This is a genomic window from Belnapia moabensis DSM 16746, assembly GCF_000745835.1.
GTDB classification, from domain to species: domain Bacteria; phylum Pseudomonadota; class Alphaproteobacteria; order Acetobacterales; family Acetobacteraceae; genus Belnapia; species Belnapia moabensis.
In genome coordinates, this window is sequence record NZ_JQKB01000017.1 from 1 (window position 1) to 25860 (window position 25860).

A 25860-nucleotide genomic window follows, 5' to 3' on the forward strand; every position below is an offset into this window, starting at 1 on the left:
ATCGCGGCTGTCGCGCTCGCGCTCCTTCATCGCCGCCTCCGCCCCAACCAGGGCACGGTCGCGCCACTCGCTCAGGCGGGCGACGGTGACGTTGAACTCGCGGGCCACGGTCTCCAGCGGCTCACCGCGCAGCAGCCGGGTGACGGCGGCCAGCTTGCGCCGGGCAGAGTTGCGACGCTCTGGCCCGGCACCGCTCGTGGAGGCGCCGGCGTCAGCGTTCTGTGCGCACGCCGGCGCCCCCGCGGGCTCGTCGTTGTGGTTCTGGTCCATCGGTCTGACCTCCGGTTGCGGTGACCTCTACCGCAGTCGGCTGTCTCATCGAACCGTGCCGCACCCCAAAGCAGCGTTGGCATGCTGTCGTCATCGCGGCGGTAGCGATGCTGACCAGCTGTACGGCGCCACCGGGATTAGGACAGAATGATAAGCGCTTGCCAGTGGACGTGACGGCGGCGCCTTGGCGCTCGCTCGGCTTGGTCGTCTCGGAAGTCGGCGGCCAGTGCACCGGTACACTAGTGGGGCCGCGGACGGTGCTTACGGCAGCACATTGCCTTTATAACCCCGCAACTTTGCAGCGCCTTGATGCGCGACGGATACAGTTCTTCCTGGCCCCGACCAAGGGTAGCCATTCGAGACATGCGCGTGTTGTAGCCGTTGTCACAACGCCGGGTTTTTCGGTTTCGCACGACATGCGCCCTGATCCGGCGGCGGCACCGAACGCGGATTGGGCGTTGCTGGTGCTGGAGAGCGAGATCGGCGATGCCGGGCGAGCGTTGTCTCTGGCGTATGGCTATCTACGGCCGGGTACGCTGATCGCTTTAGGCGGCTACCAAGCAGACCGCGGACAGCAGATGGTCGCAGACACGTCCTGCACAATCGTCGCCTACGGCGTTGACACCAGCGGCCGGATTATGATGCGGCATTCCTGCACGGCGACCAGCGGTGGGAGCGGTGGCCCGCTACTGACCAAAACACCAGATGGGAAATGGCTGGTGGTCGGCGTTGCCTCTTTGGCCTTGAATGGTGCCGCAGGTGGCTGGGCTGTGCCAACCGCAGCGATCGCCCAGGCGATGCAGCGGTCAACGCCATCTGTCACGCCGGGTTCATGAGGCCTGCGGCCACCATTCTCGCACTGGAACCGCCGCTCCCGTCGCGATCCTTGGCGCCCATGACCCTGCAATGCAAGCCCTCACCACCTACCGCTTGGCGATGCGTCAGCTGCTGCGAGCGAACTCGGAGGGGCTGCGCTCCACCCAAGCCGGCGGCCGGTTTTAAGCGGTGTACGTACTGGCCGGCATAGGGGTGAAAAGGCTGTCGTCTACATCGTCAGGTCGAGCGAAGGCCGGGGCATGAAGATGGGGCTGACGTCGGTGAGTTTGGCCGCATGGCGCAGAGAATCAGTGCAGCGCTGAGTGCGAGCAGGCCGTCAGTAATCTCGGCAGACCTGGCAAGAAGCCGCGTTTGCATCAAGCTGATGCCGAGAGCTAGACCAACAACCAAGGCCGCCATGAGGACGAAGCGACCCGACAGTCGGACGGCCAGCCAAAGAACGCTGCCATAGAGATAGAACTTCAGCAGCATCGCTTGTAACCCTGCCTCCCACGAACCGCGTATGATTGAGCGGAAGGGGATCCAGCCAAACGGCTGAACAACTTCGGCGAAGCGGAAGGGTGCCGCGCCCTCGGTCACGACGGTGGCAAGCAACAGGAGAAGCAAAGCGCTGTCGGCCAGGCGAAAGCGGCGTAGCAGCAGCCAAGTCGGCATGGCAAGGCCGACAGCAAGCACCTCTGCTGGCGTTAGCACGCGTCCTTGAATTGGAACCGCGGCAAGCAGTGTTCCAAGCATGACGGCTCCGAGGAGCGGCAGCACGAAACGTCCAGGCCATGTAGTCTCGAATAGCCGCGCTGCTAGTAGCCACAGGATGGCCAGACGCAAGGCGCGCCAGAGTTCAATCATGCCCGACTGGAGCAGCGGCCGCACGCTTGCCCGCCACTCACCAAGATCTAGAGTAGGAACAAAAGGGCAGAGGCGGTAACCGAGCCAACAAGCCAACAGGAGCAGGGCGAAAGCATCGGCCGGGCGAAGACGCCACCCGGCACCGACCGGGATCCTGCCATGCACAAGTACCGAAGCACCAACGGCCCCGAGGCCCCCTCCAGCGGTGTTCAGTAACAGGTCCCAACCACTCGCAAACCGGCTGGGAATGTGGAGCTGCAAGAATTCCATAAGAGAGGAGAGTAAAGCGCAGCCGAGCAAGCCGCAGAACAGCGTGGGCATCGGGCGTATCCGGGAGGCAAAGGCCATAGTCAGCGCCACACCGAGAGGAACGTAGAGAGCAAGGTTCGCAACAAGGTCACCGCGGCCGCCGATCGGTTGCGTGTAGGCAGTGCGCACAGCGTCTGCGAGCGAAAGCCCGTCTGGCCAAGAGTGAAACCGGAACGGGTAAAGTGAGCCGTAGACAATGAAGCTGACTATCAACGCCGTTAAAAGAAGAGCAGGAGCGCTGCGTCGTCCAGCGTCGTTTTCGGCATTTAGTAAACGATCGATAACCCTGCCCCTCCTGCGGCACCCCATCTTCTACGGCGAATGCTCCCGCGGGTCATGACAAATGGTTACCGCAAGCCCGAAGGCATCACACAGCTGCTCCTGGATCTGCGCCTTCCAGACCCGGGAGCGACAGCTGTTCGAGCCACCAGCGTCGGCCAGCACCAGCAGGCGGTCTGCCTTGGGAAAGGCTCGCTGGCTATCCTGCCACTACCAGTCGCTGATCGCCTCGACCGCGAAGCGTGGTGTGTCGAAGCAGTCACCGATCACGACGTAGCCATGGTTCCTTGTTGTCTCATAGATGCCGTAGGGGATGGCCTGCCCGACCGCATCCTGCGGCCAGTCGTGCACCAACACCGGATCGGCCTGTCAGCACCAGCGGCGCCCTGGGTTCTTGAAGTTACTGGTCAGCTCTCTTTTTTCGAATCAACGCTGATGACTGGTACGCCAGCAGCCTCGAACCGGCGGCGCTCTTCAGCGATGTGCTCAAACTGCGCATTGCGTTCCGGCACGCTGCGCGTCTCACCGCGTCTGCTATTGGCCTTCGGCGAGTAGCCGAGCTCACGCAGCAGCCGGGCCACTGTTGGTCGGCTTGCTGAGTGGCCAGAGGCGCTCAGCGCTTCGCTGAGTTGCCGCAGCGAGCGGCGCTTGCCTTTGGCGCGCTTGCCCATGGGATCACCGGCTGTCTCGAGCTCAAGCAGATCTGCCAGTGCCGTGGTGAGCCCAGCATCCTGCCTTTCGCGTGCCGGACGCCCAGCACCTCGGCGTCGAATGCGCTCCGTTGTGCGGTCCGCCAGGTCGGAGGACAGTTCGCGCTGGCCACGCGCAATGGTTTGACGGTCCAGCCCCGTGATCTCGGCAAGCCGCTGCACGCCGCCGTGCCCTTGGCGGGTGGCCTCAACGGTGGCAAACCAGCGACGCTGCTGCTCATCAAGGCGGCTGATCAGCAGGTTGATCTGCCGATGCAGCAACTGATCGGGATGGGGCTGGCGTGAGCGACAGGCAGCGCAGCCGCACTGATGCAGAACAGAGGCAGCCATGATCACCTCCGCGCCAAGGTCTTGAGACGTAATGGCGAGTTTAGCGCATGCCCCCGGCAAACCACTGGATAAATTATTGCGTGCCGTGCCCTTAGTCAACTTCACAGCTGACCCGTGGCCAGAGTGACAGAATGGACTGTGGTGACAGTTATCGGCGTATGGATTCACCAACCTCCGACAAGCTTACCAGAGCGGAGCCGACGGACGAGGAACGCCAGCTCTGTGACGCCGATCGCTTGCAGGCAACTTTGGTACGGGTGCTGGTCGGCCAAGCGCTGCATAGTCGCGGCATTACCACCACTGCCGTGATCGGCACCGTGATCGGCATGCCGGCGGCCGAGGCAACAAAGCTGATGACGAGTAAGCAGTGGCGGGCTGGTGACGTGGCGCTGCTGGAGGCGGCTGCGACCAAGTTAGGGTTGGTGGTGAACGCTGAGGGGGAGCGGCAGAAAACGTATACAATCTGAGAAACCAGAATGCGCCTCAGAGGTTGAATAGAGCGAGGCTCGGACCGCCTCACTTTACGACATCAGGCAACACCGCAGGCGCCCGCTCCTCACCATCGAGGGCGGGCGTTCTGTCTGGAAGAGGCCGAATACGCGGCAGCAGTCATGGAAATGGACAAGCTTCCCAACCCGAGCGCCACCATCGACCGGCTCCAGGTCCTGGCGCGATATGCCGTCCGGTACTTCGACCGCGAGCAGCTACGGGAGCTGATGGCTGCGCTGCTTGCCATTCCTCGTGCTGACTATAGCTGAGTAGCCCGACCATCCCTTGCGGCCCGGCATCCCCCAACCTGCCAAGCCGCCATTGCCCGCCTAACGCCTCGCAGCGCAGAGCCTTGGGCTGTCACATTTTTTTACGCAATTTTATTGCGGAACATTCGACAGCTCGTAAACTGCTGAAGTACGGACACTTTTCTGCCTGGCATCACATTTGCAAGATATGCGCCTACGCGTTGTCAAAACGGCAACCGTGATGGGAGCGACATAATGTCTGGAACCTACAAGTTTGCAGTACAGGGCGCGAGTGCGCTGGCCCTTTCCATCGGCCTGCTCGGCGCCCCGGCCCAAGCCGCCATCCTCACCTTCACCACTACAGGAACGATCTCCGACGGTTACGACTATGGTGCCTTCGGACTTGGCACACAGAATAACCCGGTGTCTCTCTACGGCCAGGCCTACACCTTGTCGCAGACCTTCAACACGGACACCGTGACTAGTAGCTATAACTACCAGCCGTATCACGATATTCAGTATGCATATTATGCAGCATCTCAGACTCAAGCAACCGTTAATGGGGTGACAGTAAGTTTTAACACGGATGGCATATATTTATACAACTATAATTACGCTCAAAACAACAGCATTTTCACCCAGGACTATAGATACTCTAGTGGATACACATATTTTTTAGACGGTATAAATACTAGTGGGCAAGTTAATTATGGGTACGATCATTTTTACACACAAGGTTATAATAATACATACAACTACACCTATGACTACAATAGTGGATCCGGTGGCTATTCTTCGTATATTTACCAACATGCTTACCAATACATAACTTCTTACACCAATGATTTTCTTTCAAGTTCCAACCCCAACCAGTCCCTCTCCTACACGCTGCAACCCTCGGATTACGGCTACGCGTATGTGCAGCTTCAGGATAACGCGTACAGCTACACCACGTATTTCAGTGGGACCCCAATTTCAGCCACTGTGAACGCGATCGATGTGCCCGAGCCCGCGTCCCTCGCTCTATTCGGTGCGGGCCTACTCGGCATCGTCGCTGTCCGCCGCAACCGGACACGCGGGCGAGCCACAGCCGCGGCCTAAAACCGCAATGTAGTTGGGAAACACGACAGGGCGGCTCCAGCCGGCGGGGCAACCACGATACCGGACTGGAGCCGCCAGGCTTCTCGCCAGCGGCGCACGCAAGCGCTTCCGGCAGCTACGCCACTTTTTCCTTCGCCCGGTGCAGGTGTTATCGCTGGAGGCGTGCCCGTCATGATGGTGGCAGCCGTTCGGCGGCAAAGGAGATCGGTCGTGAGCGAACCTGCAAACGGTAGTTTGGTCCGGCTTGGCGCTGCACTTTGTTTGATCGGCGCACTAGGGAGCCCAGCACGCGCAGCGGACGCGCAAGGGCAGTTCGCCCTTGAGGGCGGCGGAGGGGCCAAGTGTTCCGCCTTCGTGGAGGCCCACGACAAGCGCTCCCCAGAGGTGCAGCTTTTCCTGGGCTGGATCGATGGCTACGTCACAGCCGCAAACCAGCTGACCCCCGAGACCTTCGACCTGACGCCTTGGCAGACGGGCGCGCTGCTGCTGGATTTTGCCGCGAACTACTGTAGGCGTGAGCCGGAGCATCCATTCGCGCTCGCCGTCAGCCGCGTGCTGGGCTCGCTGGCGCCGGACCGCTTGCGGGCGCCGTCAACCACCGTGGCCCTCCAGAGTGGGACCCGCACTGTCAACCTGTATGAGGAGGTGGTGAGGAGGGCACAACAGGCCCTGTCACGCCGCGGCTACGATGTCGGCACCGTGGACGGAGCATACGGCGCCAAGACACGAGCCGCGGTCGAGAAGTTCCAGACCGAGAACCGCATTGAGGCAAACGGGCTCCTCGACCAGCGGACGCTCTTTGCCCTTCTTCTCCAACGACCGCAGCAGTGATGACGCGGAGAACCAGCGCCACTGCTAGTGCGGAACGCTCGCAAACCGGCCCAACGGGAGCCGTGTAAAGGACCGTCTCCTTCTGCAAGCGATACGACACCTCGAGGCTCCATCCGGGGAGGCCTTACCTTTGCAGTCAGCCCTTCGCCAGCATCGCCCAAGCACGCATCGCCGCCCCGCACATGGATAGCGGCAGGGTCCGCCCCCATTGCCCATGATGGGGGAAGGGCAGCGTGTCAGCGTCGCGGCCGGCACGGCGGCATGGCGCATAGACCCGGCCAGCCGCATAGGTGGCGGTGATCCACTCGAAGCCTAGCGGCAGCAGGGTCCGCGCCGCCTCTGCATCGGTCGTGTAGAACGGCACCGGGCCAGTGCGGCCTGTCGCCTGATGGATGGCCTCGTCCGCAATGCGGCTGCCGGTTTTGATCACAGCCAGCCGGTCAGCAATGCGGATCAGGAGCTCAAAGGAGCTCACCGCCCAGCCTTCGGCACCAGGCGCATGTACCCCGGCAGCCGCTTCTCATCGACCCATAGATCCACCAGCGGCGTGATGGTCCCAGCCGCGCCGAAGCTGTGGCCGTCCAGCGGGTGGCCATCCATGCGCAGGCGGCAAACGTAGCCGCCCTTCAGGCAGTCGATGACGGCGCCACGGTAGGTATAGGATGGGCCACCGCGCGGGCCATCAGCGGCGGTCTCGACGAGTTGGGGAAGCTCGGGCGAGATCAATGGATCACTCATCCGACCAGCTTCCGCCATCGGCGCCGCCTCCTCCAAATCGCCAGCTACTCCCAAACCCGCATCCCCTGCGTCTCCGGCAGCCGCCCGTCATGCCCCCTGGCTTCCGGTGATCGACTACTGGACATGACTTGCAGCGAAATCCGCCGCCCGCATGGCCGGCACCTAAGTCGGGCGGCCAGCGCGCCAACCGTCGCCTCGGCCGAGCCCATGAGCTCGATGGCTGCCTCGACCCCGATTGTCACACTACGGGGGCAGCCCAGGCAGGAGCCGGCAAACCACATGGTCCCGGCAGACGGAAGGTAGCAGCGGAGGTGGACAAAGCCGTCATGGCCAAGGCTATCAGAGGGCATGAGCAAACCTAGCCAATCCAGCGTCGTCAGAACGGCCGCCGCGCCTCAGCCCTTCGCTAGCATCGCCCAAGCCCGCATCGCCGCCCCACACAATGCGACTTTGCCCCACCAGCGGGCGTCCGCGTGTCCGGCGTAGTGGCAGGAGCTACCTGATACCGCAAATTCGTTATCTGATGAGCGAGAGCTAACTGCCGTCTAGCGGGTCCGCACTAGGTCCGCAGAAAACCAGCGCCGTCAACAAGTGGACCAGACTGCCAGCTAAGCCTCTGAACAGAATGGTGGGCGCCATAGGATTCGAACCTATGACCCGCTGATTAAGAGTCAGCTGCTCTACCAACTGAGCTAGGCGCCCCCATCGGGAGGCGCTTTCTAACGCCCGCCGCGGCTTTGTCCAGCCCCTATCGGCACTCAATCGCGTGCCGGACCGAATTCCGCATCCCGATGGACATAGACCGAGAGCAGCAGCCCGAAGCCCAGCATCGTCGTCAGCATGGCCGAGCCACCATGGGAGATGAGCGGCAGCGGCACCCCGCCCACTGGGATCGAGCCCGTCACCATCGCCACGTTGACGAAGACATAGAGGAAGAAATTGGTCCCGAGTCCCACCGCGATCAGCCGCCCGAATTGGTGCCGGCAGCGCAGCGCCACGCCGAAGCAGAAAACCAGCACCAGCGAGAGCAGGCCGAGCACCGTCAGCGCCCCGACCAGGCCGAATTCCTCGGCGATCATGGTGAAGATGAAGTCGGTCTGCTTCTCGGGGAGGAAATTGAGGTGCCCCTGCGTCCCCTGCAGGAAGCCCTTGCCCCACAACCCGCCCGAGCCGAGCGCGATCTTCGACTGGATGATGTTGTACCCCGCGCCCAGCGGGTCGCTCTCCGGGTCGAGGAAGGTGGTGATGCGTGCCCGCTGGTAGTCGTGCAGGTGCTCATAGGCGATGGGTGCCGCCACTGCGACGCCGCCGGCGGCCAGCGCGAATTTCCACCACCGCGTCCCGGCCGCGAAGAACACCGCCGCCCCCACCATTCCGGTGATGAGCGCCGTCCCCAGGTTCGGCTGCTTCAGGATCAGCCCGACCGGCAGCAGCACCGCCAGCGCCGGCGGGATGAGGAAGAGCAGGTTGCCCATCCGCTCCCAACTGGCCCGCTGGAACCAGGCGGCGAGGCCGAGCACCAGCATGATCTTCATCAGCTCCGAGGGCTGGAGCTGCAGGGGCCCGATATCGATCCAGCGCTGCGCCCCCTTCCCCACATTGCCGTGCAGCAGCACCAGCACCAGCAGCGCGATGCCCGTCGCATAGCCCACCCAGGCCAGCCGGGCGATGAAGCGGATGTCGATCATGGCGATCGAGAGCATCAGCACCAGGCCGAAGCCGAAGCGCAGTGCATGCTTCGCCGCATAGGGCTCCGCCGACCCGCCGCCCGCCGAATAGAGCGCCACATAGCCGACAGCCGCGATGGCGCAGAGCAGCAGCACGAAGCTCCAGGGGATCAGCCAAAGCTTCTGCAACAGGCCGAAGCCGCGGTCCCGCGTCAGCAGCCGCCGCTCATAGGTGACGCTCATCGCCCCGCCTCGGCCACGCGCTGGCCGGCGGCCGGCCGCAGCCGGTTGAACACCTCCACCATGGCGTCGCGGGCCAGCGGCGCCGCGGCCCCGGCGCCGCTCATGCCGTGCTCCACCACCACGCTGACGGCGTAGAGCGGGTTGTCATAAGGAGCGAATGCGACGAAGAGCGCATGCGGCCGCCATTCCCGCGGCTGGTTCTCCGCCTTGAAGCCGCGCTCCCGCTGCTCCCGGCTGACGCGCCGCACCTGGACGGAGCCGGTCTTCCCCGCCATCACCCCGAGCGCCGCCGGCAGCCGGGCGCCGAGCGCCGTGCCCCCCGGCTCGTTCACCACCGCCCACATCCCCTCGCGCATGAGCTTCAGGTCCCGCTCCGGGATGCCAAGACTCGGCCAGTCCTCCGCCTTGGCGCCGCGGCCCGGCTTGCCGCCGACCATCCGCGTCAGATGCGGCTGCACCGCCCGCCCCGTCGCCAGCCGCGCCGTCATCGTGGCGAGTTGCAGGGGCGTCAGCTGGTAGAAACCCTGTCCGATGCCATGCACGACGGTATCGCCAAGGTTCCACGGCTTGCCCTGCGCCTGGCGCCAGGCCCGCGTCGGCACCAGCCCCTTCTTCGTCCCCGGCAGCTCGATATCCAGCTCCGTCCCGAGCCCGAACCGGTTGGCCATGGCGGCGATCCGGTCGATGCCGAGGCGCCTGGCGACCTCGTAAAAATAAACATCGCAGGACAGCTTGATAGCGCCCCGCAGGTCGAGCGAGCCATGCCCATGCCGCTGCCAGCAATGGAAGCGCGTATCTCCGAGGTCCATATGCCCGGGACAGAAGACCCGGTCGCCCGGCGCCACCACCCGCGCCTCCAGCCCGGCCAGCCCCACGATCATCTTGAAGGTGGAGCCCGGCGCGTAGAGCCCGTTGGTCGCCTTGTTGATCAGCGGCGTCGCCCGGTTCGACGTCCATTGCCGCCATTGCGCGGCGGAGACGCCGGCATTGAACACATTCGGGTCGAAGGAGGGCTGCGAGGCCATGGCCAGCACCTCGCCGTTCCGCGCATCCATGACGACGACGCTGGTGCCTTCCTCGATCCGGCCGCGCAGCGCCTTCTGCAACCCGGCATCGACCGAGAGCTGCACATCCTGCCCCGGCACGCCCTCCCGCCGGTCCAGCTCGCGGATCACCCGCCCGACGGCGTTGACCTCCAGCTGCACCGCCCCCGCCCGCCCGCGCAGCAGCAGGTCGTGATGGCGCTCGATCCCCGCCCGCCCGACACGGATGCCGGGCAGCTCCAGCAGCGGGTCGCCATCCATGTCCCGCTCGGCCGGCGGCGCCACATAGCCGACGAGATGCGAGAGATGCTCCCCCTCCGGGTAGAGCCGCGTGGTGCCGACATCGATCAGGATGCCCGGCAGGTCCGGCGCATTCACCTCGATCCGCGCCATATCCTCCCAGCTGAGGAATTCCCGCACAGCCACCGGCACGAAGCGCCGCCGCCGCCGCAGCTCGCGCTCGATCCGCGCTCGCTCCTGCTCGGTCAGCGGCACGATGCGGGAGAAGGTGTCGAGCGTCGCCCCCACATCCTGGGTCTGCTCGGCCACCAGCAGGGCCCGCCAATTGAGCTGATTGCCGGCCACCACCTGCCCGTTGCGGTCGAGGATGCGCCCGCGCGGCGGCGGGATCAGCCGGGCGGAGACGCGGTTCTCCTCGGCGAGGGTGGCATAGCGCTCGCCCTCTTCCGACTGCAGCCGGTAGAGCCGGCTGCCGAGGAAGCCGAACAGTCCCAGCTGCCCCGCCCCGAGCAGCAGCGCCCGGCGGGTGAAGACGCCCCGCCGGCGCTCTTCCTCGCGCCGCACGCCCTTGAAGCCGGAGCCGCCCGGCTTGCCGCTGCCGAGCCCCCGCTCCGCCCTGCGCCAGAGCCTCACGGCGCGCTCTCCGCATACAGATTCACGGCGCGCTCTCCGCGCGACTCATCGCCTCATGGATGCGGCTCATCACCCAGGCGACGCCCGGATAGAGCCCTGCGCTCATCATCGCCTGGTAGAGCCCTGGCGCCACCGGCACCACGCGCCAGCCCAGCACCACCTGCAACAGCCATTCCAGCGCCGCCGCCCCCAGCGCCACCCCACAATAAGCCAGCCAAACGGCGAGGAAGGACTGCCTTACCAGGAAGCGCCGCCACCGCGTCACCAGACCCGTCACCACCAGCAGGGTCAGCACGCCGGAGCCGACCGGGGCGAAGCTGAGCAGGTCGCCGAACAGCCCCAGCCCGAACACCGCCAGCGGCGGCAGGGCGGCCGGGCGAAACACCGACCAGAAGACGATGCAAGGCAGCGCCACCGCCGGCACCAGGCCCGGCAGCCCCACCGGCACCGCCGCCAGCACCATCAGCAGGGCGGTCAGACCAGTGGGAAAGGCAGCCCGGGCCACCGCGTCGATCTGGCGCAGCAACCCCATGGCGGGGGCGGGGCGCCCTCTCATGGCGCGCTACCGCCTGGGCCGCGGCTCGGGCCGCGCCACCGCTTCTGGCGGCAGGATGCCGCCCAGCCCGTAATCGAAGAGCCGCACCACATCCAAGCGGTCCAGCCGGGCGAAGAGCTCTACCTCCGGCGCCCCGCCCTCGCTGCGGCGGACGATGCCGACCGGCAGCCCGGCCGGGAAAGCCCCCGCCTCCGCGCTGGTGACGACCCGCTCGCCCTCCTCCGGCGCCGAGCCTTCCGGCCAATGCTGCAACCGCGGCCGGGCGCCATTGGTGCCGACCATCATCGCCCGCGCCCGGCTGCCCTCCAGCACCACCGGGATGCGGCTGTTCATGTCGGTCGCCAGCAGGACGCGCGCGGAGCGCAGCCCCACCTCGGTCACCCGCCCGACCAGCCCGCGCTCGTCGAGGGCGATCTGCCCCTTCCGCACGCCATGATTGGGCCCGATGCCAAGTAGCACGGCGCGGGCATAGATCCCGCCGCCATCGGCTACGACCCGCACGGTCTGGAAGGCCGGCGCCGCCTCGGGCACGAAATGCAGCTGCCGTTGAAACACCGCATTCTCGGCCTCGAGCGCCAGCGCCGCGGCCTGCCAACGCCGCAGCCGCTCATTCTCCTCGCGCAGCCGGGCATTCTCCGCCCGCAGCTTGAGCAGGGATTCCCCTTCCTGCACCGCCTCCCGCACCGTGGCCACCGGCTGCTGCAAAGCCGCCCAGATCGGGGCGAAGGCATCGGTCAGCGCCATCCGCGCCCGCTCCGCCAGCAGCGCATCCGCCTTGCCCAGCAGCATGGTGCCGAAGGCGAGCGCGATCAGCACGGGCAGGGACAAGCGGGACAGGGCCTGCCGAAGCGGAATGCTGAGCCGGATCACGCCGCCTCCTCGATCCCTGGGGTTGAACCTGCCTACTCGCGAAAACTAGTTGGCCCTCAATACATCGAACTCAACACCTGGCGGAGTCTCTTCGTCTCCTCCAACGCCCGCCCGGTGCCGAGGGCGACGCAGGAGAGCGGTTCCTCCGCCACCACGACAGGCAAGCCGGTGGAGGCCCGCAGCACCTCGTCCAGCCGGTGCAGCAAGGCCCCGCCTCCGGTCAGCACGATGCCCTTGTCGACGATGTCGGCGGCCAGCTCCGGCGGCGTGTTCTCCAGCGCCACCTTCACCGCCTCGACGATGGCCGTCACCGGCTCCGCCAAGCTCTCTGCGATCTGCCGCTGCGAGACATAGACCTCGCGCGGCACGCCGTTCATCAGGTCGCGCCCCTTCACCTCGGTGACCGGCCCGTCCTCGCCATGGTCCGGCATGGCCGCGGCGCCGATCTCCATCTTGATCCGCTCGGAGCTGCTCTCGCCGATCAGCAGGTTGAACTGCCGGCGGATGTAGGAAATGATCGCCTCGTCCATCTTGTCGCCGCCGACGCGCACGCTCCGCGCATAGACGATGCCGCCGAGCGAGATGACGGCGACCTCCGTCGTGCCGCCACCGATATCGACGACCATGGAGCCGGAGGGCTCTGTCACCGGCAGCCCGGCCCCGATCGCCGCCGCCATCGGCTCCTCGATCAGCAGCACCTTCCGCGCCCCGGCACTCTCGGCGCTCTCCTGAATCGCCCGCCGCTCCACCGCCGTGCTGCCCGAAGGCACGCAGACGATGATCAGCGGCGAGGCGAAGCTGCGGCGATTGTGCACCTTGCGGATGAAATGCTTGATCATCTCCTCCGCTACCTCGAAATCGGCGATGACGCCGTCGCGCAGCGGCCGGATGGCGGCGATGTTGCCGGGGGTGCGGCCCAGCATCATCTTCGCCTCCTCGCCCACGGCCAGCACCTGCTTGCGGCCGCGGATGTCGGCGATGGCGACGACGCTCGGCTCGTTCAGCACGATGCCCCGACCCTTTACATAGACCAGCGTATTCGCGGTCCCGAGGTCGATGGCCATGTCGGCGGAGAGGAAGCCGAACAGGCGAGAGAACATGGGGAGCCAACCTTCCTGATCGCGCCAGCGGCCTGCCGCGAACCGAGCACCTGGCCCACAGCCGAAATCACCGGTCCGCGAGGTGTAGCGGAGGCCGTGCCCTTAACCTCCTGAAGCCCGCCGCTCAAGCCTCCTCTCCTCGTGACCTCCCAACCCTGGGATGCGCCCAGACCGCAACCCAAGCGGAACGTCAGGCGTTGTGGCGCCGGAAGCACGGGAGACCCAAACCATGCGCAAAGCAACGATCGCTCTTCTGGCCACCCTCGCCCTTGGCGCCTGCGGCTACCGCACGGGCGACCGGGCGGTTTCCGGCGGCCTGCTGGGCGCGGGCGCGGGCGCGGGCGTCGCGGCTCTGACGGGCGGCAGCGTCGGCACCGGCGCCCTGGTCGGCGGCGGCGTCGGCGCGGCGGGCGGCGCGCTCACCAGCGGGCGCAACGTGAATCTCGGCCGGCCGGCCTGGCGCTGATCCGCCACCGCCCCGGGTGAATCCGCCCGGGGCGCCAACCGCGGCCTCGATCAAGGCTCAAGGCGCCCGGGGGCCTCGCTCTCGGGCGTCAGCATTTTGGGCGGGCCTCGGGCCCAAGCCTCAATCCGCTTCTCCCCTCTGGGCGGCCTTGCGGCGGAACAGCCGGCGAATCGGGTTGCGCTGCCGCCTCTGCCGCTGCGGCCGGCGTCGGCCCAGCCGGGCTCCCTCGGCCCCGGGGACCAGCTTCAGCGTCCGGTCGTGATAGGCGTCGAGCCCTGGCCGATGCCCGATCGAGACCAGCGCGCACCCCGCCAGCTCCTCCCCGAACAGCCGCATCATGCTGTCCTGGTTCGCCTCGTCGAGCGCCGCCGTCGCCTCATCCATGAAGACCCAGCCCGGCCGGTGCAGCAGCAGCCGGGCGAAGGCCAGGCGCTGCTGCTCGCCCAGCGAGAGGATGCGGTCCCACCGCTCCTCCTCCTCCAGCCGCGGCACCAGCCCCTCCAGCCCGCACCGTTCCAGCGCCGCCTGCACCGCCTCGGCCGGGAATTCCTCAGCCGAAGCCGGATAGGCCAAGGCCGCATGCAGCGTGCCGAGCGGCAGATAGGGCCGCTGCGGCATGAACATCATCGTCGCCCGGCGGGGAATCCGGATCGTCCCCGATCCCCAGGGCCATAGCCCGGCGATCGCCCGGAACAGGGTCGACTTCCCGCTACCGCTCTCGCCGAGGATCAGCACCTTCTCGCCCGGCGCGATCTCGGCATTCGCCTCCTCGATCACCAGCGCCCCGTCGGACTGGGCGATCTGCAGGTCGCGGAAGGCCAACACCTCGCGCCCATCCTCCCCCGGCCCCTCCTCGATCTCGATGACGGTGTCCGACTCGCTGACATCGGCCCCGTCCAGCGTCTCCTCCAGCTCCACCACCCGCGCCACATGGCTGCGCCAGTCGGCGAGGCGGGGGAAGTTGTCGACGAACCAGTTGAGGCTGGTCGTCACCTGCCCGAAGGCGGAGGAGATCTGCATCAGCACACCGAGCGTGATGGCGCCGGCGAAATACCGCGGGCTGGCGACCAGCACGGGGAAGACCGTCAGCAGCATCCCATAGGCCGAGGTCAGCCACATCAGCCGCCGCTCGCTCCGCATCAGGTCGAGCATGGACTGCGCCACCTGGCCGAAGGCGCGCATCAGCCCCCGCTCCTCATCCGCCTCGCCGCCGATCAGCGCGATGCCCTCGCTGCTCTCGCGCAGCCGCACCAGGGCGAAGCGATGGTCGCTTTCCGCCTCGTTACGCCGGATATTGGCCGCGACCATGGGCCGCCCGATGAACCATGTCAGGGCCGAGCCGACACCCGCATAGAGCAGCGCCGCGAAGACCATGTAGCCCGGGATCTCGAACTCGCTGCCGCCGAGCGCGACATGCAGCGGCCCCGACAAGGTCCACAATATGCCGACGAAGGAGACCAGCATCAGCACCGAGCTGACCAGCCCGACGGCCATGTCCACCGCGATCGCCGTCGCCCAGCGCGTATTCTCGCTGATCCGTTGGTCCGGATTGTCCGCCGCATCGGGCAGGAAGTTGATGCGGTAGTGCCGCCCGCCCTCGAGCCAGCGGTGCTGCAGGCGCTTCACCAGCCATTCCCGCCAATGGAGCTGCAGCATCTGCCGCATGTAGAGCTGGAAGACCGCCGTCACCATGCTGCCGATGGTGAGCGCCATGAACAGCCAGAGCTGGCCGAAGAAGGCGTCGCGGTCGCGCGATTCGAGGGCGTTGAAGAAGTCACGGTTCCAGATGTTGAACCGCACCTGCACGCCGATCTGCAGCAGCGTCAGCCCCAGCACGCCGGCGGTCAGCCACCAGGCTCGCCGCCGCTCCTCGCCCCGGAAATACTGGCCGACGAGCCGCCAGAAGCCGGCCATGAAGCCGGGCGCCGCATCATCCCCCACGCTGTCGCCCCCAGCCATGGTCAGCGCGACGGCCCGGCCAGGGGCCGCAACGCATCAAGCGCCGAGCCGAGCTGCTCGGCGAGCAGCGCGCGGCCATCCGGCCCTTCCCGTCCGGGCCCGGCAGCCGCCAGCGCCTGTCCCGGCCTCAACAATTCCTGCGAAGCTTCGATCGCCGCCGCCGGCACCAGCACGACGCCGCCATCCTCGAGGATGGCGCCCGCCACCTCACCTTGCGGCGTGTAGTAGGGCTGCTTGACCGTGCCGGAGAGCCGGAGCGCCGCACTGCCCTCCTGCGGCACCCGTCCGCCGAGCCGCCAGTAGAAGCGGTCCACCACCACGGGCGTCGCATCCGAGCTCGGCGCGAAGGCGAGCATGGTGATGACCGGCGCCCGCCGCGCCCGGATGCCCCAGATAATGACGGATTTGCCGGTGGGCGCATCGCGCCGCACCGCATCCGCCACATCGGGCGGGAAGACCACCTGCGGGCCTTCCTTGAAGATCAGCCCATCCACCTCGCCGCGCGGATTGGGCAGGTACCGCTCGACGGTGCCGGTGAAGGAGGGAAGCTGCGTCGGGTCGAACCAGAGGTCCGGCTCGCTCCGCCGCCCCGCCGCGGTCTGCGCCCGCGCGCCGCCGCCGGCAGAGGCGGCGACGGCCAGGACCGCGAGCAGGCCGCGCCGCCCGTGCCTCATGCGCCGCGGACGACTCCAAAGATCAGGGAGACGAGGAACAGCACGATGAAGATGGTGAAGAGGATCTTGGCGATGCCGGCGGAGGCCGAGGCGATGCCACCGAAACCGAACAGCCCGGCGACCAGGGCGACGACGAGAAAGATCAGCGTCCAGTAGAGCATGGCATCCTCCGCAGGGTATGCCGCAGAAACGTCGGCATCCCTATTCGGTTGCCTATGCTTAACGAGCCCGTGTCACATCAAACCGGCCGCACGCCCCGCGTCACGGCCTGATAGGTGGCGACGGCCAGCGTCGTCGGATCGAAGGGTTTGGTGATGACGAAAGCCGGCTCCACCGCCTCGCCGGTCAGCAACCGCTCGGGGTAGGCGGTGACGAAGATCACCGGCGCCGTCAGGTCGCGCAGGATGCGCGCGACCGCGCTTGCCCCGTCGCCGCCGGCCCCAAGGTTGATGTCGGCCAGCACCAGCCCCGGCCGCTCCGCCCGGGCGATCTCCACCGCCTCGGTCTCCGTCGCGGCAATGCCGACGACGCTGTGGCCGCAGCGCTCCACCAACTCCTGGATGTCCAGGGCGATGATCGGCTCATCCTCGATGATGAGCACGCGGGCGGTGACGCCGGTGCGCAACCCGTCGCGGGCGATGCGCAGCTCCGCCTCCGCCTCGGCCGCGGAGATTCGGCAGGCGGCCGCCGCCGCGGTCAGCGGCTGCTCCTCCAACGCGGTCAGCAGCAGCAGCATGCGTTGCTGCAAGGTCAGCCCCGCCGGATCGGTGTGCGGCCCGGTACTCGCGGCGCGCACCGCATCGCCGACCGCGCCGTACAATATCGCACGCGGCGTCGTATCCTCGGGGAATTGCTGCGCCATCACCTGCCGCAGCGCATCCGCCACCATGGCGTCGCCCTGGGCCTGGGTTCCGGTCAGCGCGCGGGCATAGCGGCGCGCATAGGGCAGCGCCCTGATCATCCCCGCCCGGTCGATGGCGCTCATGCCTTTCTCATCCTGCACAGGCGATGGATATCCTTATCGCACCCCTACGGCGGTGATATTGAGCATGTCGTGACCGAACAAGCCATGGATCGCGGGTTGCGCACGGCGCTCGCGCAATTGTTGCCCGAACTCCGGGCTTTCGCCCGGTACCTCTCGGGCTCCCGCACCGAGGCAGACGATCTCGTGCAGGAAGCGGTGCTGCGCACCCTACGCTCGCTCGATGGCAAGTCGGAGGGTGTGGACCTCCGTGCCTGGTGCCTCGCCGTCATCCGCAACACCTTCCACGAGCAACTCCGATCGCGCCGCCGCGAACGCCGCCTCGCCGAAACCATGCCGGATGAAGACCAAGGCGCCCCCGCCGAGCAGGAAGTCCCCAGTCGCATGCGCGACCTGACGCGAGCGCTGCGCGAGCTGCCGCCGCTGCTGCGCGAGGCGGTGATCCTGGTAGGGGCCCAAGGCCTGTCGCACCAGGAAGCCGCCGAGATCTGCGCCGTGCCGCTCGGCACCATGAAGGCCCGCGTCTCCCGCGCCCGCCGGTTGCTCGCCGCCGCGCTCGAAAAGCAACCTCCCGATCCTGTGACGCTCTGACGCGCGCGTGATGCATCCATCCGCTCCTGCCGGTCACTCCTCATCAGACGAAGCAAGAGGGACCGGACGACTATGGACGGACACACCGAAACCACCGCGAAGCCCGCTCACGCCGTCAGCACCGCTGCCGAGTTCCATGGCCAGCTGGTTGCCCTGCTGCCGAAGCTGCGGGTCCAGGCCCTGGCGCTGACGCGCAACCGGGCCGCCGCGGAGGATCTGGTGCAGGACGCCGTCGCCAATGCCCTGGCGGCCAAGGACAGCTTCACCCCCGGCACCAATTTCGCCGCCTGGATGCACCGCATCCTGCGCAACCGCTTCATCTCCACGCTCCGCAAGCAGCGCGAGACGACCGACATTGAGGATCTGCCGATGTCCGCCTTCGCCGTCAGCGGCGCGCATGAGGACCGCCTCGTCCTCAAGGAGCTGAGCCGCGCCCTCGGCCGCCTGCCCTCCGACCAGCGCGAGGCGCTGTTCATGGTGGTGCTCCAGGGCCTCTCCTATGAGGAAGTCGCCCAGGCCACCGGCTGTGCCGTCGGCACCGCCAAGAGCCGCGTCTTCCGCGCCCGCCGCCAGCTCCAGGCCTGGCTGATGGGCGAGGACCAGCCGGCTGGTGAGCTGCGCCCCGGCGCGCAGCGCGACCGGACCGAAACGGTCGTTGGCGAAATCCGCTCTGTGGTATAGTGTAATATGACACGGAGTGGGGTGGCGCTGCTGGAACGGCACGCCGCCAGCCCGTCCTTGGCGGCCGGGATGATGGGCAAGACCGAAAAGAAACGTGCGAACACCCCGGCGAAGCCCGGTATCGAGCAGGAGGGCAAGGAGGTGGACCAGGCCTTCGATGTCTGGCTGCGGCGCGGGCTGCACCAGCTCTACGACACCGTGGCGCGCGAGCCGATCCCGGATGAGTTGCTGCGCCTGATCGAGGAGGACCAGTCCTCCTCCGAGAAGAAGTAGCGCGCCCCACTTCGAGGCGCCCCGTGAGGGCCCCGGCCGGATGGCCGGGGCCTTTTTCACGCGCTCAGGCCGAGAGCGCCGGGGCGATGTCGGCCGGCGCCGTCCGCTCGCGCTTCACCAGCAGCTTGTTCAGCGCGTGCACATAGGCCCGCGCCGAGGCGACGATGGTGTCGGTATCGGCGCCCTGGCCATCGACCATCTTGCCCTCCTCCTCCATCCGCACGGTGACGCGCGCCTGTGCATCCGTCCCGCCGGTCACGCTCTGCACCGCATAGAGCTTCAGCGCCACGTCATGCGGGAAGGCATTGCGGATGGCATTGAAGGTCGCATCCACCGCCCCGTCGCCGCTCGCCATGCCGTCGCGATGCTCGCCATCCACCTCGAGGGCCAGCGTCGCCATCGGCTTGGTGCCGAGGCCGGTCGCCACCGTCAGCGCCAGCAGCTTCACCCGGTCGTTGGCACGCACCACCTCATCATCGACAAGGGCCACGACATCCTCGTCGTAAACGACCTTCTTGCGGTCGGCGAGATCCTTGAAGCGGCGGAAGGCGTCGTTCAGCTGGTTGTCGCCGACCGTGTAGCCGAGCGCGGCCAGCTTGTCGCGGAAGGCGGCGCGGCCCGAATGCTTGCCGAGCACCAGGCTGTTCTTCGTCCAGCCGACGCTCTCCGGCGTCATGATCTCGTAGGTCGAGGCATCCTTCAGCACGCCATCCTGATGGATGCCGCTCTCATGCGCGAAGGCGTTGCGGCCAACGATCGCCTTGTTTGGCTGCACGTCGAAGCCGGTGATGGTCGCCAGCAGCTTGCTGGTGCGCAGCAGCTTCTGGCTGACGATGTTGTTGGTGTAGGGCAGCGCGTCGCGCCGCGTCCGCAGCGCCATCGCCACCTCCTCGAGCGAGGCATTGCCGGCCCGCTCGCCGATGCCGTTGATCGTGCTCTCGATCTGCCGCACGCCGGCCTGAATGGCCGCAATGGTATTGGCCACCGCCATGCCGAGGTCGTTGTGGTTGTGCGCCGAGAGGATCACCTTCTCGATCCCCGGCACCCGGTTGCGCAGGTCGCGGAAGATCCGCGCCATATCCTCCGGCATCGAATAGCCGACGGTGTCGGGGATGTTGATCGTCGTCGCCCCGGCCTTGATCGCCGCCTCGACGCAGCGGCAGAGGAAGTCGGGGTCCGAGCGGCTGCCATCCTCCGCCGACCACTCGACGTCGTCGCTGTGCTGACGGCCGAGGCTGACGCTGCTGGTGGTCAGCTCCAGCACCTCTTCCGGCGACATGCGCAGCTTGACGCGCATATGCAGCTCACTCGTCGCCAGCACGATGTGGATGCGCTTGCGCGCCGCCGGCTTCAGCGCCTCGGCGCTGCGCAGGATATCGGCCGGGTTGGCACGGCCGAGGCTGGCGACCACCGGCCCGTCCTTGGCGAATTTCCGCGCAATCGACTGCACGCTCTCGAAATCGCCCGGCGAGGCGATGGCGAAGCCCGCCTCGATGACATCGACGCCGAGCTCGGCCAGCGCCTCCGCCATCCGCAGCTTCTCCTCGAGATTCATCGAGAAGCCGGGCGACTGCTCGCCGTCGCGCAGCGTGGTGTCGAAGAAGATGATGCGGTTTTCGTCCAGCGTGCCGAAGCTGGGATGGGAGATGGCCATGGGTCTGTTTCCTTCGTACTCGCGCAGCCTCTCGCTCAGTCCCCCCTGAGCGATGCCGGCCGTCAGCCGAGCGTCACGCCCAGGGGCGGGTAAGTCGAAGGAGAAGGAGGCCGATAAGCGGGCGCGCGCAGCCAGCAGCGGAACCGCTCGTCAGGCCGAAAAAGGGGGCGCGCAAGGTCATGCAGGCGGCAGGCTAGCCGTGCGCCGCCCCGGCGGCAAGGGGCCTTGGCGCGGGCCGCCAATAGTTTCACCATCCCACCACAATCCCCGGGAGGACCGATCCAATGCCGCACCGCATCCTGCTCTGCCGCGCCCTGCACCCCGCCGGCCAGGCGGTGCTCGCCGAACGAGACGACCTGGACATCGTCACCCTGCAGGACCCGCCGGTCGAGCAATTCCACCAGCACCTCTCCTCGGCCGATGCCGTACTCTGCTGGCTGGAGCGTGTGGACCGCGCCGCACTCGCCGCCGCACCACGGCTGAAGGTCGTCTCCCGCTACGGCGTCGGCTTCGACACGGTCGACATCCCCGCCTGCACCGAGCGCGACATCCCGGTGATGGTGGTGAACGGCGCCAACGACCTCAGCGTCGCCGAGCATGCGATGATGCTGATGCTCGCCGTCGCCCGCCGGGCGCTGGACAACGACCAAATCGTCAAGTCAGGCGGCTGGTGGGCCAAGGACGGTCCCGGCATGGTGGACCTCGCCGGCCGCTCCGTCCTCGTCATCGGTTATGGCCGCATCGGCAGCCGCGTCGCCAACTACTGCCGCGCCTTCCAGATGAAGGTCATGGTGATGGACCCCGGCTTCCACCCGGCCCGCATCGCCGCCGACGGCTTCACCCCCATCCGCGACCTCCAAGCCGGCCTCGCCGAGGCCGATGTGGTCACGCTCCACTGCCCCCTTTCGCCTGCCACCCATCATCTGATGGACACGGCCGCCTTCGCCGCGCTGAAGCCCGGCGCCATCCTGGTCAACACCGCCCGTGGCCCGATCGTGGAGGAAGCCGCGCTGGTCGCCGCGCTGCAATCCGGCCGCCTGCACGGTGCAGGCCTCGACGTGCTGGAGGTGGAACCATCCGACGCCACCAACCCGCTCTATGATCTGCCCAATGTCGTCGTCAGCCCGCATAATGCGGCGAGCACGGAGGAAGGCCTCGCCCGCATGGCCCGCCAGGCAGCGCGCAACATCCTCGACGTGCTGGACGGCAAGCGCGACCCTGCCTTCATGGTAAATGGCGAGATCGCCCGGTAGGAGAGGCCGCATGGACGCCAGGGACTTCGCCGACCTCCTGCGCACGGAGGGCTTCACGGAAACCCTCACCCGCAGCCTCCCGCCCGACCAGGCCGTGCCGGAGCACACCCATGCCTTCGACGCCAAGCTTCTGGTGACGGGTGGCGCCTTCACCCTGACCCGCGACGGCCAGGCCACCACCTATGGCCCCGGCGATGTCTTCAGCGTCCCGGCCGGCCACCGCCATGCCGAGCTGGCCGGGCCGAAGGGCGCCGACTACATCGCCGGCCGCCGCCACAAACCGGCTTAGGTCTCCTCGGGCCGGAACCCGCTCTCGGCGATGATCGGCCCCCATTTCTCGTAATCGGCCCGGAAGCGCCGGGTGAAGTCGGCGATGGAGAGCGGATAGGGCCGCATCTCCAACCGGGCGATCGCCTCGCGGTAATCCGGCATCGCGATCACCTCGACGGCGGCGCGGTGCAGCGCCTCCTGCACCGCCATCGGCGTCCTCGCCGGCAGGAACAGCCCGAACCACTCGCTCCCCGTCAGCTGTGGATAGCCCTGCTCGGCGAAGGTCGGCACATCCGGGAAGCGCGGCAGCCGTTGTTCGGATGAGACGCCGGCCAGCCGCACCGGCCCGCCCGGCGTCGCCGCGTGCGGCGCGAGATCGACCATCGGATGATAGCTCGCCGCCAGCCGCCCGCCGATCAGGTCCTGGATCGCCGGCGCGCTGCCCCGATAGGGGATATGCGTCATGGAAAGCCCTGTGGCCTTCGCCACCTGCACGCCGAGGAAGTGCAGCATGCTCCCCGCCGCCGCGCTGCTGTAGGGAATGTCGGTCTTGCCCGCCCCCCATTCCTTGAAGGCCGCCAGCGTGCCGAGGCTGTTCGCCATCGGCCCAACCCCCATGCCGAAGGTGAATTCCCCCGCCGGCGTCACCGGCATGAGATCGGCGAAGGGGTCGTAGCGCAGCGTCGCAGGCCGGTAGAGATGCGGGAAGATCACCAACATGCTCGCCGCCGTCAGCAGGATGGTGTTGCCATCGGGCTCCGCCGCCTTCACCGCCTCCACCGCCAGCCGCCCCGCGGCGCCGACGCGATTGTCGACGATGACATTCTGCGCATAGGTCCCGCGCAGCCGCTCGGCAATCAGCCGCGCGCTGGTATCGGCGCTGCCGCCGGCCGGGAAGCCGACGACGACCCGGGCGGTGCCCCGCGCCGGCTGGGCGAGCGCGGGCGCAGCGAGGGTGGCTAGCCCCAGGCCAAGGGCGGTACGGCGATGCAGCGTCATGGTCGTTTCCTCTTATGGCTTATTGGGTTGGATGCTGCGCCAGCCAGTGCCGGGCGATCTCCGCACGCCGGCAGACCCAGACATCCCGGTGCCGCACGACATGGTCGAGGAAGCGCTCCAACGCCGCCGCCCGCGCCGGCCGCCCGGCCAGCCGGCAATGCAGCCCGACCGACATCATCCGCCCGCCCTCACGCCGCAGCATGTCGAAGCTGTCGGTCAGATGCTGGGTGAAGCCGTCATTCGCCGAGAAGCCTGGCGGCACCGCGAATTTCATGTCGTTGTTGTCGAGTGTGTAGGGCACCACCAGCAACGGCTTCCCCGCCGCCCGCACATAATAGGGCAGATCGTCGGCGTAAGAGTCGCTGTCGTAGAGGAAGCCGCCATGCTCGGCGACCAGCCGCCGCGTCCGCAGGCTGATCCGCCCGGTATACCAGCCGACCGGCTTGCTGCCCGTGGTCCGCTCGATCACCTCGACGCAGCGGGCGATATGGTCGCGCTCCACATGCTCCGGCACGCGGCGATAGTCGATCCAGCGCCAGCCATGGCTCGCCACCTCATGCCCCGCCTCGGCGAAGGCGCGCCCGGCCTCCGGATGCAGCTCCAGCGCCCGCCCCACCGCATAGATCGTCAGCGGCAGCCCGCGCTCCTTGAACAGCCGCAGGATGCGCCACAGCCCCGCCCGCGCGCCGTAGTCGAACTGGCTCTCGGTCGAGAGGTCCCGCTCCGCCCGCGGCGTGCCTCCCGGCACCTCATGCAGGTAGAGCTCGCTCCCCGTATCGCCGTTGAGCACGGTGTTCTCCGCACCCTCCTCGTAATTCAGCACGAAGGAGAGGGCGAGCCGCGCCCCGCCCGGCCAGCGCGGATCGGGCGGGTTCGGCCCATAGCCGTGGAAGTCGCGCGGATGCTCGGTATCGCCAGCGAGGATCATACCGGGAGTGTGGCCCGCGCTGGCCCCGCCCGGCAACCATGGCTCGTCGGACAAGGCCGGCCGGGTCGGTCCGACGGACCTTTTCGCCCGGGTGAGTCGGCCAGCTTGCCGATGCCACCAGCATCGGCAGCCTCGCCTGACGAGCCTTAGCCGGCGCGCAGCCCCGCGAGGATGGCATTCACCATCGGCTTCATGTGAAAATTCTCCTCCGGCATCACCGACACCTCGCCGCCCGCTGCCCGGACCGCCTCGGCGACCACCGGCCCGACAGCCGCGATCCGCGTCCGCTTCAGCGCCTCGTCCAGCACCGCCCGCTGCCCTGCTTCTTCGGCCAGGCTCACCAGCCGCCGCACCTGCGGCGTGCTGGTGAAGACGACGAGGTCGACCCGCCCCGCCGCCATCTCGCCCACCGCCTCCAGCACCCGCTCATCCTCCGCCCGCGTCGCATAGGCGTAAGGCAGCACCGGGTCCGCCTCCGCCCCGGTTCCCTTGAGGAAGTCGAGCAACGGCGCATTGGGATTATCGGGATAGAGCTGCACCGCCACCCGCCGCCCCTTGAGGTCCAGCCCCTCCATCCCGGCGATGATCCCCGCCGTCGTCGCCGGCTCCGGCGCCAAGTCCGGCCCGAGGCCAATGCTGCGCAGCTTCTGGCTCGGCTTCGGCCCACGGCAGATGCGCCTGACGCCGGCCAGCGCCGCCCGGAACTCCCCCTCGATCCCGGCCCGTTCGGCCAGGCCGAGCAGCCGCCCCAGCCCCTCCCCGGTCAGCAGGATCAGGTCGTCCGGCGGCGTGGCGATGAAGCGCCGCAGCCAAGCTTCCACCGGCGCCGGATCCGCCGCATCGATGATCGCGACCAGCGGGCAGCGAATCGCCTCCGCCCCCTGGCGCTCCAGCATCCGCGCCAGCACCTCCAGCTCCCGCGTCTCCGGCACCACCACCCGGAGCCCGGCCATGCTGCCCGTCATTGCCTCGCTCATGCCGCCTGCTCCAGTTCCGGGACGGCGACGCGCCGGTGCATCCAGCGCTCGCCCTCGCGGAACACCACGAATTGCCCTGGCTCCATCACCGTCCAGGCCTCGTCCTTGGTCAAGGGCCGCGTTGCCACCACCGTCACCACGTCGCGCGGCGTGGTTTCCTTGGCGAAATCGGCGCTGAGGTCCTCGTCGATCAGCGTCGCCGGGCCGAAGGGCGCCCGCCGCGTCAGCCAGGCCATCCGCTTGCCACAGAAGCAATAGAGCCAACGCCCGTCGCTCATCAGCATGTTGAAGACGCCCGTGGCCGCCAGCCGCCGCGACAGCGCCTCGATCGCCGCCCCGAGCCGATGGCCGGGCGGCGAGGCGGGGAAAGCCTCCCGCAGCCGGTCCAGCATCCAGCAGAAGGCATGCTCGCTGTCGGTCGTCCCGACCGGGTGATAGTGCCGCAGCGGCCAGCGCTTCACCCCCGCCAGTTGCCCGTTATGCGCGAAGGTCCAGAGCCGGCCCCAGAGCTCCCGCTGGAAGGGGTGGGTATTCTCCAGCGCCACCCGCCCCCGGTTGGCCCGGCGGATATGGCTAAGTACCGTGCAGCTCTTGATCGGATGGTCCCGCACGAAGCGCGCCACCTCCGAATCCGCCGAAGGCCGTGGGTCATGGAAGGCCCTAGCCCCCTTGCCCTCGTAGAAGGCGATCCCCCAGCCATCCGCATGCGGCCCGGTCTTGCCGCCGCGCTGCATCAATCCGGCGAAGCTGAAGCAGATATCCGTCGGTACATTGGCGCTCATCCCGAGAAGTTCACACATCCCCCCAGCCTAG

30 protein-coding genes, 1 tRNA gene and 1 pseudogene are annotated in these 25860 nt (G+C 67.5%); 11 read left to right on the forward strand and 21 right to left on the reverse strand.

Annotation, left to right across the window (positions count from 1 at the left end; translation table 11 throughout):
* On the reverse strand, positions 1-270 hold a 270-nt coding region (locus EP26_RS13040), incomplete at its 3' end, for a helix-turn-helix domain-containing protein (protein WP_043339055.1).
* Positions 271-434: 164 nt separating this feature from the next.
* Here EP26_RS13040 and EP26_RS33085 point away from each other — a divergent pair.
* Positions 435-1106: a trypsin-like serine peptidase gene (locus EP26_RS33085; RefSeq protein WP_245624391.1), complete on the forward strand. Its 672-nt coding sequence runs from the start codon at positions 435-437 to the stop codon at positions 1104-1106.
* A 217-nt stretch (positions 1107-1323) separates the two neighbouring features.
* On the opposite strand, the gene EP26_RS33090 is transcribed toward EP26_RS33085, so the two are convergent.
* The 3 genes and pseudogenes from EP26_RS33090 to EP26_RS38135 form a co-directional block, all read right to left on the reverse strand.
* Positions 1324-2571, reverse strand: coding sequence for a VanZ family protein (locus EP26_RS33090; protein ID WP_084112510.1), 1248 nt, complete (start codon positions 2569-2571; stop codon positions 1324-1326).
* Positions 2572-2574: 3 nt separating this feature from the next.
* Positions 2575-2898, reverse strand: a pseudogene (locus tag EP26_RS38130) (ISAzo13-like element transposase-related protein).
* 50 nt (positions 2899-2948) lie between these two features.
* Positions 2949-3581 (reverse strand): ISAzo13-like element transposase-related protein, encoded by a 633-nt coding sequence (locus EP26_RS38135; RefSeq protein ID WP_084112513.1) that lies wholly within the window; start codon positions 3579-3581, stop codon positions 2949-2951.
* A gap of 158 nt (positions 3582-3739) precedes the next feature.
* Between EP26_RS38135 and EP26_RS13055 the strand changes: the two genes are divergently transcribed.
* From EP26_RS13055 to EP26_RS13060, 4 genes are all read left to right on the forward strand, one after another.
* The gene (locus EP26_RS13055; protein WP_043339057.1) at positions 3740-4048 is read left to right on the forward strand and encodes a hypothetical protein; all 309 of its coding nucleotides are present in this window, start codon (positions 3740-3742) and stop codon (positions 4046-4048) included.
* A 150-nt stretch (positions 4049-4198) separates the two neighbouring features.
* Positions 4199-4339, forward strand: coding sequence for a hypothetical protein (locus EP26_RS34815; protein ID WP_157033522.1), 141 nt, complete (start codon positions 4199-4201; stop codon positions 4337-4339).
* 234 nt (positions 4340-4573) lie between these two features.
* On the forward strand, positions 4574-5419 hold the full coding sequence (locus EP26_RS33110) for a PEP-CTERM sorting domain-containing protein (RefSeq protein ID WP_084112514.1): 846 nt from the start codon (positions 4574-4576) through the stop codon (positions 5417-5419).
* Positions 5420-5629: 210 nt separating this feature from the next.
* Positions 5630-6250, forward strand: a complete 621-nt coding sequence (locus tag EP26_RS13060) for a peptidoglycan-binding domain-containing protein (protein WP_169747392.1) — start codon at positions 5630-5632, stop codon at positions 6248-6250.
* Positions 6251-6386: 136 nt separating this feature from the next.
* Here the strand turns inward: EP26_RS13060 and EP26_RS13065 are convergent, their stop codons facing one another.
* The 8 genes from EP26_RS13065 to EP26_RS13100 form a co-directional block, all read right to left on the reverse strand.
* On the reverse strand, positions 6387-6725 hold the full coding sequence (locus EP26_RS13065; protein ID WP_043339059.1) for a hypothetical protein: 339 nt from the start codon (positions 6723-6725) through the stop codon (positions 6387-6389).
* Entirely contained in the window at positions 6722-6988 is a 267-nt protein-coding gene (locus tag EP26_RS13070; protein ID WP_157033523.1) for a hypothetical protein, read from the reverse strand. The genes EP26_RS13065 and EP26_RS13070 overlap by 4 nt, the downstream gene beginning before the upstream one ends.
* Before the next feature lie 626 nt (positions 6989-7614).
* Positions 7615-7690 (reverse strand) — tRNA-Lys (locus EP26_RS13075).
* A 56-nt stretch (positions 7691-7746) separates the two neighbouring features.
* Positions 7747-8898 (reverse strand): rod shape-determining protein RodA, encoded by a 1152-nt coding sequence (gene rodA / locus EP26_RS13080; protein WP_043339061.1) that lies wholly within the window; start codon positions 8896-8898, stop codon positions 7747-7749.
* Positions 8895-10745, reverse strand: coding sequence for a penicillin-binding protein 2 (mrdA, locus tag EP26_RS13085; protein WP_043339145.1), 1851 nt, complete (start codon positions 10743-10745; stop codon positions 8895-8897). Before mrdA ends, rodA begins: the two co-directional genes overlap by 4 nt.
* A 91-nt stretch (positions 10746-10836) precedes the next feature.
* Complete coding sequence (locus tag EP26_RS13090; RefSeq protein WP_043339062.1) at positions 10837-11370, reverse strand: hypothetical protein; 534 nt, start codon at positions 11368-11370, stop codon at positions 10837-10839.
* A gap of 6 nt (positions 11371-11376) precedes the next feature.
* The gene (mreC, locus tag EP26_RS13095) at positions 11377-12240 is read right to left on the reverse strand and encodes a rod shape-determining protein MreC (RefSeq protein WP_043339063.1); all 864 of its coding nucleotides are present in this window, start codon (positions 12238-12240) and stop codon (positions 11377-11379) included.
* 56 nt (positions 12241-12296) lie between these two features.
* Complete coding sequence (locus tag EP26_RS13100; protein WP_043339065.1) at positions 12297-13340, reverse strand: rod shape-determining protein; 1044 nt, start codon at positions 13338-13340, stop codon at positions 12297-12299.
* Between the two features lie 229 nt (positions 13341-13569).
* Between EP26_RS13100 and EP26_RS13105 the strand changes: the two genes are divergently transcribed.
* Complete coding sequence (locus tag EP26_RS13105) at positions 13570-13806, forward strand: hypothetical protein (RefSeq protein ID WP_043339066.1); 237 nt, start codon at positions 13570-13572, stop codon at positions 13804-13806.
* A 120-nt stretch (positions 13807-13926) separates the two neighbouring features.
* Here the strand turns inward: EP26_RS13105 and EP26_RS13110 are convergent, their stop codons facing one another.
* The 4 genes from EP26_RS13110 to EP26_RS13125 all read right to left on the reverse strand — a co-directional run bounded on the left by EP26_RS13110 (position 13927) and on the right by EP26_RS13125 (position 17424).
* On the reverse strand, positions 13927-15765 hold the full coding sequence (locus EP26_RS13110) for an ABC transporter ATP-binding protein/permease (protein WP_043339067.1): 1839 nt from the start codon (positions 15763-15765) through the stop codon (positions 13927-13929).
* Positions 15766-15767: 2 nt separating this feature from the next.
* Positions 15768-16439 (reverse strand): hypothetical protein, encoded by a 672-nt coding sequence (locus tag EP26_RS13115; protein WP_052389128.1) that lies wholly within the window; start codon positions 16437-16439, stop codon positions 15768-15770.
* Positions 16436-16600: a DUF1328 domain-containing protein gene (locus EP26_RS33115; RefSeq protein WP_043339068.1), complete on the reverse strand. Its 165-nt coding sequence runs from the start codon at positions 16598-16600 to the stop codon at positions 16436-16438. The genes EP26_RS13115 and EP26_RS33115 overlap by 4 nt, the downstream gene beginning before the upstream one ends.
* Positions 16601-16677: 77 nt before the next feature.
* On the reverse strand, positions 16678-17424 hold the full coding sequence (locus tag EP26_RS13125) for a PhyR family response regulator anti-anti-sigma factor (RefSeq protein ID WP_043339147.1): 747 nt from the start codon (positions 17422-17424) through the stop codon (positions 16678-16680).
* A gap of 69 nt (positions 17425-17493) precedes the next feature.
* On the opposite strand from EP26_RS13125, the gene EP26_RS13130 reads away from it, so the two are divergent.
* The 3 genes from EP26_RS13130 to EP26_RS13140 all read left to right on the forward strand — a co-directional run bounded on the left by EP26_RS13130 (position 17494) and on the right by EP26_RS13140 (position 18966).
* Complete coding sequence (locus EP26_RS13130; RefSeq protein ID WP_245624385.1) at positions 17494-18012, forward strand: sigma-70 family RNA polymerase sigma factor; 519 nt, start codon at positions 17494-17496, stop codon at positions 18010-18012.
* 72 nt (positions 18013-18084) lie between these two features.
* The gene (locus EP26_RS13135) at positions 18085-18693 is read left to right on the forward strand and encodes a sigma-70 family RNA polymerase sigma factor (protein ID WP_052389129.1); all 609 of its coding nucleotides are present in this window, start codon (positions 18085-18087) and stop codon (positions 18691-18693) included.
* Positions 18694-18765: 72 nt separating this feature from the next.
* Entirely contained in the window at positions 18766-18966 is a 201-nt protein-coding gene (locus tag EP26_RS13140) for a NepR family anti-sigma factor (protein ID WP_157033526.1), read from the forward strand.
* Between the two features lie 64 nt (positions 18967-19030).
* On the opposite strand, the gene EP26_RS13145 is transcribed toward EP26_RS13140, so the two are convergent.
* Positions 19031-20620: a 2-isopropylmalate synthase gene (locus tag EP26_RS13145; RefSeq protein ID WP_043339070.1), complete on the reverse strand. Its 1590-nt coding sequence runs from the start codon at positions 20618-20620 to the stop codon at positions 19031-19033.
* 284 nt (positions 20621-20904) lie between these two features.
* On the opposite strand from EP26_RS13145, the gene EP26_RS13150 reads away from it, so the two are divergent.
* Both EP26_RS13150 and EP26_RS13155 read left to right on the forward strand, forming a co-directional pair.
* A complete protein-coding gene (locus EP26_RS13150) occupies positions 20905-21873 on the forward strand; it encodes a hydroxyacid dehydrogenase (RefSeq protein WP_043339072.1) in 969 nt (322 codons plus the stop codon).
* Between the two features lie 10 nt (positions 21874-21883).
* On the forward strand, positions 21884-22162 hold the full coding sequence (locus EP26_RS13155) for a cupin domain-containing protein (RefSeq protein WP_052389130.1): 279 nt from the start codon (positions 21884-21886) through the stop codon (positions 22160-22162).
* Here the strand turns inward: EP26_RS13155 and EP26_RS13160 are convergent.
* The 4 genes from EP26_RS13160 to EP26_RS13175 form a co-directional block, all read right to left on the reverse strand.
* A complete protein-coding gene (locus EP26_RS13160; RefSeq protein ID WP_043339073.1) occupies positions 22159-23142 on the reverse strand; it encodes a tripartite tricarboxylate transporter substrate-binding protein in 984 nt (327 codons plus the stop codon). The two genes, EP26_RS13155 and EP26_RS13160, sit on opposite strands and share 4 nt — an antisense overlap.
* Positions 23143-23161: 19 nt before the next feature.
* A complete protein-coding gene (puuE, locus tag EP26_RS13165) occupies positions 23162-24070 on the reverse strand; it encodes an allantoinase PuuE (RefSeq protein WP_043339075.1) in 909 nt (302 codons plus the stop codon).
* A gap of 146 nt (positions 24071-24216) precedes the next feature.
* Complete coding sequence (locus EP26_RS13170) at positions 24217-25047, reverse strand: uroporphyrinogen-III synthase (RefSeq protein ID WP_043339076.1); 831 nt, start codon at positions 25045-25047, stop codon at positions 24217-24219.
* Positions 25044-25847 (reverse strand): class II glutamine amidotransferase, encoded by an 804-nt coding sequence (locus tag EP26_RS13175; protein ID WP_043339078.1) that lies wholly within the window; start codon positions 25845-25847, stop codon positions 25044-25046. Before EP26_RS13175 ends, EP26_RS13170 begins: the two co-directional genes overlap by 4 nt.
* Positions 25848-25860 lie beyond the last annotated feature (13 nt).